This window comes from Halolamina salina (assembly GCF_042678005.1).
GTDB lineage: Archaea > Halobacteriota > Halobacteria > Halobacteriales > Haloferacaceae > Halolamina > Halolamina salina.
Genome location: NZ_JBHUDH010000069.1, coordinates 1 through 7063, shown reverse-complemented (window position 1 = coordinate 7063; position 7063 = coordinate 1). Strand labels below are relative to the sequence as shown.

The 7063-nt window shown below is 67.6% G+C and carries 10 protein-coding genes; 6 read left to right on the top strand and 4 right to left on the bottom strand.

Going from position 1 to position 7063, the window contains the following annotated elements; translation table 11 throughout:
* Nucleotides 1-94: 94 nt before the first annotated feature.
* Genes ACFR9S_RS07515 through ACFR9S_RS07505 form a run of 3 tightly spaced genes read right to left on the bottom strand, consistent with a single transcriptional unit; the run spans nucleotide 95 to nucleotide 1260 of the window.
* Nucleotides 95-337: an amphi-Trp domain-containing protein gene (locus ACFR9S_RS07515; protein ID WP_379731418.1), complete on the bottom strand. Its 243-nt coding sequence runs from the start codon at nucleotides 335-337 to the stop codon at nucleotides 95-97.
* A gap of 56 nt (nucleotides 338-393) precedes the next feature.
* Entirely contained in the window at nucleotides 394-870 is a 477-nt protein-coding gene (locus ACFR9S_RS07510) for a TRAM domain-containing protein (protein WP_379731417.1), read from the bottom strand.
* Between the two features lie 48 nt (nucleotides 871-918).
* Entirely contained in the window at nucleotides 919-1260 is a 342-nt protein-coding gene (locus ACFR9S_RS07505; protein WP_379731416.1) for a hypothetical protein, read from the bottom strand.
* 157 nt (nucleotides 1261-1417) lie between these two features.
* Between ACFR9S_RS07505 and ACFR9S_RS07500 the strand changes: the two genes are divergently transcribed.
* On the top strand, nucleotides 1418-2815 hold the full coding sequence (locus ACFR9S_RS07500) for an MATE family efflux transporter (protein ID WP_379731415.1): 1398 nt from the start codon (nucleotides 1418-1420) through the stop codon (nucleotides 2813-2815).
* 51 nt (nucleotides 2816-2866) lie between these two features.
* On the opposite strand, the gene ACFR9S_RS07495 is transcribed toward ACFR9S_RS07500, so the two are convergent.
* Entirely contained in the window at nucleotides 2867-2998 is a 132-nt protein-coding gene (locus ACFR9S_RS07495; RefSeq protein WP_272913568.1) for a hypothetical protein, read from the bottom strand.
* Between the two features lie 134 nt (nucleotides 2999-3132).
* Between ACFR9S_RS07495 and ACFR9S_RS07490 the strand changes: the two genes are divergently transcribed.
* From ACFR9S_RS07490 to ACFR9S_RS07470, 5 genes are all read left to right on the top strand, one after another.
* Entirely contained in the window at nucleotides 3133-5241 is a 2109-nt protein-coding gene (locus tag ACFR9S_RS07490) for a minichromosome maintenance protein MCM (RefSeq protein ID WP_379731414.1), read from the top strand.
* Between the two features lie 277 nt (nucleotides 5242-5518).
* Nucleotides 5519-5794, top strand: a complete 276-nt coding sequence (locus ACFR9S_RS07485; protein ID WP_379731413.1) for a DUF7854 family protein — start codon at nucleotides 5519-5521, stop codon at nucleotides 5792-5794.
* A gap of 71 nt (nucleotides 5795-5865) precedes the next feature.
* Complete coding sequence (locus tag ACFR9S_RS07480) at nucleotides 5866-6513, top strand: DUF7504 family protein (RefSeq protein WP_379818361.1); 648 nt, start codon at nucleotides 5866-5868, stop codon at nucleotides 6511-6513.
* Nucleotides 6514-6539: 26 nt separating this feature from the next.
* On the top strand, nucleotides 6540-6878 hold the full coding sequence (locus ACFR9S_RS07475; protein WP_379731410.1) for a DUF7855 family protein: 339 nt from the start codon (nucleotides 6540-6542) through the stop codon (nucleotides 6876-6878).
* Nucleotides 6878-7063 (top strand): hypothetical protein (locus ACFR9S_RS07470; RefSeq protein WP_379818360.1); only part of this gene is annotated, 186 nt, incomplete at its 3' end. The genes ACFR9S_RS07475 and ACFR9S_RS07470, both read left to right, overlap by 1 nt.

Below are 7063 nucleotides of genomic sequence, written 5' to 3'. Positions count from 1 at the left end.
TCCCGCCGCCGTCGGCGTCGTCGCCCGGGGCGTCACCGTCGGTCATGAACGTTCGTGGGCGCCGCCCGCTGAAAAAGCTACAGTTCGTGGCGGATTACTCCGTCCACCGGATCTCGTACTCGAGTTCGTAGCGCTGCTCGCCGGTCTCGGAGTCAGTGAGGCGTTCGAGTTCGACCTCGAACCGGGGGGTTTCCGGGACGTCGACCTCCCGCGTCTCGCTCCCACCACCGAGGACGACGGTCCCGTCCTCGATCTGTTCGGCCGCCGTCGTGAGCACGTCGGCGATCTCCGGACGTGGTCGCGCCTCCTCGGTCTTGAAGAGTTGTTCCTCGGGCATCACGAAGGAGTTCCCGTCACAGCAACTAAATGCTGGTTGCCGGTCGGACAGCCGGCTCAGCGGCCGTCGCCGCCCCAGAAGTTGTCCCGGGAGCCGAGCCGTTCGCGGTCGGTGCGGTCGGGGCGGCCGTCCTCGTCGTCGGGTTCGACGCCCTCGTCGTCCGATCCGTCGCCCTCGTCGGTCCCCTCGTCCTCCTCGAGGGGCATCTTCTCGATGACTTTCTTCGCCGTCGCGTGGCTGGATTTGACCCGGTCGATGCGGACGCGGGCGCGGCACTCCGGCAGCAGACCGTCGATGAGGACGATGAACCCGTCGTCGGTCCGCCCGACGCCGGCGCCGCTCTCGTGGATGTCCGTCACGTCGACGACGACCTCCTGCCCCGGCTTCACGGGCTGCTCTTTGAGATCGTCGATGGGCATGTCGTAATGGTTGCACCACTCGGCACCCCCCCTGTCGCCGTAGTGCTGACAGCCCATGCCCTCGATCCGCTCGGAGAAGCTGGGGCAGTCGTCGGCTAACGGACAGTCCGGCATACAGGAGCGTAGAAAGCCGACGGTCTAAACGTTCCCGGTTCGCCGAGGTCAGATGAACTCCCGGACCTCGGAGTACCACATGTCGTGGTGATCGACCGCGCCGACGCGCTCGGCGATGTCGACCGCGAGCGCGTGCCAGCAGCGCTCGCCCGCCTCCTCGTCGATGTTGTACGCCGAGTCCGCGCAGGTGCAGCCGCCGTCCTCGACCACGTACTCGTCCTCGTGGCCGACGACGACGGTGAAGTCGCGGTACTCCTTCACCCGCCCCTCCGACACCGCCTCGATGGCTCTGGAGCCGCGATCGCCGTGGGCGTCGAGGATGGCGCCGGCTACCTCGGGGGTGAGCTCACCCGCCTCGGCCAACCGCTCGCGCCAGTCCTCGTCGGTCACGGACGGTGTTCGTGGGGCACGGGGCAAAACGCCACCGACTGGCGGCGTCGGAAACCGAGGGCGACGCCACCGACTGGCGGCGTCGGAAACCGAGTTCGACCCTCCCCGAGTGACCGCTTCCGTCAGCGTCAAACCCCGCCCGCGAGAGCCTCGAAGCATGGACTGGCCCCGGGTCCGTGCGGTGTGGAAGCGGGTCCTCTCGCTGGCGTGGCCGGTGATGGCCGAGCAGACGTTCCGAACGCTGATGCGGACCGTCGACATCGTCGTCACCGCGACGTTCAACCCCGCGAGCGTGGTGGCGATCGGCCTCGCGGATCTGTACGCGCGGCTCCCCCTTCGGATCGGTCTCGGTCTCGGCGGTGGTACGATCGCGCTCTCCTCGCAGGATAGCGGCGCCGCCGCGGACGCCAACCGCGATGAGGCGATCACGCAGGGAATCTTACTCGGCGCGTTGCTCGGGATCCCGTTCGTGCTGTTCGGCTTCTTCCTGAGTGAGTCGGCGATCCGCGTGTTCGGCGCCGGGCAGGACGTCGAGAACCTCGACCGCGTGGTCACGCTGGGGTCGACGTACCTCGCGATCATCTTCGCGACCGCGCCCGCTCGCCACGTCGCGCTCATCGCCGCCCGGGCGCTGCAGGGCACCGGCGACACCCGGACACCGATGTACGTCAACGTCGTCGCGAACGCGCTGAACATCCTCGGCAGCGTCGCGTTGGGGCTGGGGTTCGCGCCGCTTGGCATCCCGCGGCTCAGGATCGTCGGCGTCGGGCTTGCGACCGCGGCCGCGAACGTGTTCACCGCGTCGATGCTCTGTCTCGCGATCTGGACCGACTGGTCGGAAGCCGACTTCGCGCTGCCGGAGGACTGGATCATCGCCAAGCAGCTCGTGGTCGTCAGCGCCCCGAAGGTCGCGGAGGGGTTCGCCTCGACGGCCGCGGAGTTCCCGTTCAACGCCATCCTGCTCGGCTTCGGCCAGCCGGTCAACGCCGGCTTCCAGATCGGCCGCCGGATGTACCAACAGGTCACCGGCCCGCTCTCCCGGGGGTACAACGTCGCCGCTAGCGTCGTCGTCGGCCAGCGGCTGGGCGAGGGTGACGCCGCCGGCGCGCGCTTCGAGGGCTGGGCGGTCGCCGCGCTCGGCCTGCTTACGGTCGGCAGCGTCGGCGTCGCGCTGGTGTTCGCCGCCGACACGTTCGTCTCGCTGTTCACGAGCAACGCCGAGACGGTCGGCTACGCGGTCGCGTTCGCACAGGTGTACGGTATCTGCGGCGCCGCACTCGTCGTGTTCTCGGTGCTCTCCGGCGGACTGCAGGGCGCAAGCGAGACGCGTATCCCGTTCGTCGCCCGCACCAGCGGCGTGTTCGGCCTCCAACTCGGACTCACCTTCCTGCTCGGCGTCGTGCTCGGCTGGGGACCGCTGGGGGCGTACGTCGGCATCGGCGCCACCTACGTCTGGATGGCGCTGGTCGTCGCCGCCGGCTTCCACTTCTCGGGCTGGGCGGACCGTGCCGCCGAGATGATGGAGGAGCGTGGGTCGGACGTATCGGAGTGGTGAGAAGGGGCAAGCTGCCGGACTGGTCGCCGGTGTCGAGCCGGGCGACGGCGATCAGTAGAGATACTCGTCTTCGAGCGCCTTGTAGGCGGTCGCGGCTTCGATCTCCTCGTCCTCGGTTTCGAACCACGAGAGCACGCGCTCGAAGCCGGTCTTCCGACGCAGGTCTTCGGCACTGATGGCCATGACAGTCGTCACCACACACCGCAGGAGCATAAACGTTTCTCCGGAACCCAAACACTGAAAAGCGAATTCGGGTCCCGGAGTGGGGAGGGTGGAGGCGATACGTCTTAACCCATGAGGCCAATAGGCCTCGTACGATGGCTCAGACGGGGAACCAGGAACTCACGGAGCGGTTCATCCAGTTCTACCGGAACTACTACCGGGAGGAGGTGGGGCGGCTCGCACAGGAGTACCCCAACGAGCGCCGCTCGCTCTACGTCGACTACAACGACCTGTTCACGTTCGATCGGGATCTGGCGGAGGACTACCTCGCCAAGCCCGAGCAGATGCAGGAGTACGCCGAGGAGGCGCTCCGGCTGTACGACCTGCCCGCGGACGTGAGCCTCGGGCAGGCCCACGTCCGCCTGCGCGGGCTCCCGTCTGAGCAGACCGTCGACATTCGCAATCTGCGGGTACAGGACGACCACATCGGCTCGATGATCGCCGTCCAGGGGATCGTCCGCAAGGCGACCGACGTGCGGCCGAAGGTGACCGAGGCCGCCTTCGAGTGCCAGCGCTGCGGCACGATGAGCTACATCCCCCAGAGCGACGGCGGCTTTCAGGAGCCTCACGAGTGTCAGGGCTGTGAGCGGCAGGGGCCGTTCTCGGTCAACCACGACCAGTCGGAGTTCGTCGACTCCCAGAAGCTCCGCGTACAGGAGAGTCCCGAGGGACTGCGCGGCGGCGAGACGCCCCAGAGCATCGACGTGGACGTGGAGGACGACATCACCGGCAACGTGACCGCGGGCGACCACGTCACCGTCACCGGCGTCCTCCACATCGAGCAGGTCACGCAGGGACAGGAGAAGACCGCCCTGTTCGACCTCTACATGGACGGGGTGACGATCGAGATCGAGGACGAGGAGTTCGAGGACATGGACATTACCGACGAGGACATCGCGGAGATCGTCGAACTCTCCAACGACCCCGACATCTACGAGAAGATGGTCGGCTCCATCGCGCCGGCGATCTACGGCTACGAGGAGGAGAAGCTCGCGATGGTGCTCCAGCTGTTCTCCGGCGTGACGAAGCATCTGCCCGACGGCTCACGGATTCGCGGGGACCTGCACCTGCTGCTGATAGGGGACCCCGGTACCGGGAAGAGCCAGATGATCTCCTATGTCGAACAGGTCGCCCCCCGCTCCGTCTACACGTCGGGCAAAGGATCGTCCGCGGCGGGCCTTACTGCGGCGGCTGTGAGGGACGACTTCGGCGACGGGCAGCAGTGGACGCTCGAAGCCGGCGCGCTCGTGCTCGCGGACAAGGGGATCGCCGCTATCGACGAGCTTGACAAGATGGATTCGGGGGACCGCTCGGCGATGCACGAGGGGCTCGAACAGCAGAAGATCTCCGTCTCCAAGGCGGGGATCAACGCCACGCTCAAGAGCCGGTGTTCGCTGCTCGGCGCCGCGAACCCGAAGTACGGCCGGTTCGACCAGTACGAGCCGATCGGCGAGCAGATCGACTTAGAGCCCGCGCTGATCTCGCGGTTCGACCTGATCTTCACCGTCACCGACCAGCCCGACCCCGAGCACGACAGCCGGCTGGCCGAGCACATCCTGAAGACCAACTACGCCGGGGAACTCCACACACAGCGCGAGGAGAACCCCAACTCGGAGTTCACCGAGGAGCAGGTCCAGAACGTCACCGAGGAGGTGGCGCCGGACATCGAGGCCGAACTCCTCCGGAAGTACATCGCCTACGCCAAGCGCAACGTCTACCCGACGATGTCCGACGAGGCCAAAGACGCGATCGAGGAGTTCTACGTCGATTTGCGTTCGAAGGGCGCCGACGAGGACGCCCCCGTGCCCGTCACCGCCCGGAAGCTGGAGGCGCTCGTGCGGCTGGCGGAGGCCTCCGCGCGGGTCCGGCTCTCGGACACCGTCGACGAGCAGGACGCCGACAAGGTGATCGAGATCGTCCGGAACAGTCTGGAGGACATCGGCGTCGACCCCGAGACCGGCGAGTTCGACGCCGACGTGGTCGAGACGGGGACGAGCAAGTCCCAGCGCGACCGGATCAAGAGCGTGAAGGCGCTGATCGGCGACATCGAGGAGGAGTACGACGAGGGCGCGCCGATCGAGGAAGTGCTCGACCGCGCGGGCGAGGTCGGCATGGACGAGGACAAAGCCGAGAAGGAGATCGAGAGCCTGCGGAAGAAGGGCGAGTTGTACGAGCCCGTACAGGGCCACCTCCGGACGACGTAACACCAGTCACGGCTCGTGACCTGCCGAGCCCTCCGTGGCTCGGCGACGGAGCGTGTTGCCGTGACTGTGTGACCTGTCGCGAGCGCCGAACCAACGCCGTGGCGATGTGTCACCAGACACGGCGAGTGAGCGCCACCCCTCGCCGTGCCGTGNCTTCCTGCGACGGCTCGTGACCGGCGCCGAGCTTCGGCTCGGCGCTCGGAGCGTGTCGCCGGGCTTGTGTCGCACCGCCGACCGCACGGGACTTATGGTGCCGGGGCCGCCACCACCGGGCGACGTGGACCACATCTCCGCGCTGCGCAACGTCGAGGAGGCGTTGCGGGCGTTCGAGGACGGCGAGGCCGACTTAGCGACCACCCAGCGGCGCGTCCAGTCCGTACTCCAGAGCTACGCCACCGAGTTCGAGGCCGACGAGCGCCGACCCTACCGAGCCCACGGCGAGCCGCCCGCAGACGGGGTCGTCGTCGTCGCGCCCGACGGGGAGACGGCGAAAGCGCGGGTAAGGGAGCTCGCTGGGGCCGAAGACGCGTCGTTCGAGATCGAGCCGCTCTGACTGTTCTCATAGTTGAGAAGTCGAAAAGGCTATGTTACTACCGTGTGTTTACTGAGCAGAGAGGCACGCCCGTGACAGCAACGCAGACAGCCGAAACGGTACACGAACGCTTGGCGGGCGCGAACAGCACCCTGCTCCTCACCTCGTCGTTCACCGACGAACAGCACTGTACGGAGCTTCTGCACCCGAGCGACGCCGCGGAGACGAACGTCCTCTGGGTGTCCTACACCAAATCCCCGGACCAGCAGCTCCGGCGGTGGCGCGAGCACACCGACGAGCGGCCGGCGGAGATGGGGATCGTGAGCGTCGAGGACTCCACGCGCTCGGTCGCCGCCGAGACAGGAGGTAGCAGCGGTCCCGGGGGTCCGTCGCTCCCGGAGACGAACGCGCCCGTCGAGACGGTGAACAGCCCGAACGACCTGACCGGGCTGGGCATCCGTATCACCGAGTTCCTCGCCGACTGGGAGGAGAACGACAACCGAACCGTCGTCTGTTTCGACTCGCTGACTGCGCTGCTGCAGTACGTCGAGCTCGAGACCGCCTACGAGTTCCTGCACATCATCACCGGTCGGATGGCCAAGACCGACGCGTTCGCCCACTTCCACATGGATCCGGAGGCACACGACGAGCAGACCGTCGAGATCGTCACCAGCCTCATGGACGCCGTCGTCGAGGTCGACGCGAACGGCGACGAGAGTATCCGCTCGCGCAAGTCTTAATTTTCTCCGAATACAGCAGCAACCAAATGCTGCTGGTCGCGACGTACTCCCGCGAGGCACGGACGAGTCTGCGGAACGTCTGCCGGCGGTACGAGGAGGCCACAGTCCGGCAGTTCGGCCGGGCGGCGCTGCTGGCCGAGACCGAGTTCGGGGCGTTTCTCGCCCTCCGCTTGCGCGAGAAGCACGGCGCCGACGTCCAGATCGAGCGCACCGAGCCGCTGAACGAGTACGAGTCCGTCCCGGAACGGGTCCGCGAGGCCGCGGCGGCGTACGAGCGCCGGGACCACCCGAGCACGCCGTACCCGAAGTTCGCGGCCGGCACCGACCATCCCGAGCCGACGGCGATGCAGGGCCGGGAGCTCTGATGCGGATCGTCGACGACGGCCGGGTCGTCGGCGACGGGCGCGCGCTCGATCTCCGGGGGGAGCCGTACTCGCCGGCGACGGTCCGTGCGGCGGTTCGGGGCGAGGGGGCGGCGCTGTCGATCGACTGCCCGACCCCGTCGCGGTGGTGGGAGTGGCTCGCCGGTCCCGTCGCCGGGAACGGCGAG

Bases quoted from the DNA above. Each gene is read 5' to 3' on its own strand.
- ACFR9S_RS07515 (WP_379731418.1), bottom strand. From the start codon at position 337: ATGCCCGAGGAACAACTCTTCAAGACCGAGGAGGCGCGACCACGTCCG.
- ACFR9S_RS07510 (WP_379731417.1), bottom strand. From the start codon at position 870: ATGCCGGACTGTCCGTTAGCCGACGACTGCCCCAGCTTCTCCGAGCGG.
- ACFR9S_RS07500 (WP_379731415.1), top strand. From the start codon at position 1,418: ATGGACTGGCCCCGGGTCCGTGCGGTGTGGAAGCGGGTCCTCTCGCTG.
- ACFR9S_RS07495 (WP_272913568.1), bottom strand. From the start codon at position 2,998: ATGGCCATCAGTGCCGAAGACCTGCGTCGGAAGACCGGCTTCGAGCGC.
- ACFR9S_RS07490 (WP_379731414.1), top strand. From the start codon at position 3,133: ATGGCTCAGACGGGGAACCAGGAACTCACGGAGCGGTTCATCCAGTTC.
- ACFR9S_RS07475 (WP_379731410.1), top strand. From the start codon at position 6,540: ATGCTGCTGGTCGCGACGTACTCCCGCGAGGCACGGACGAGTCTGCGG.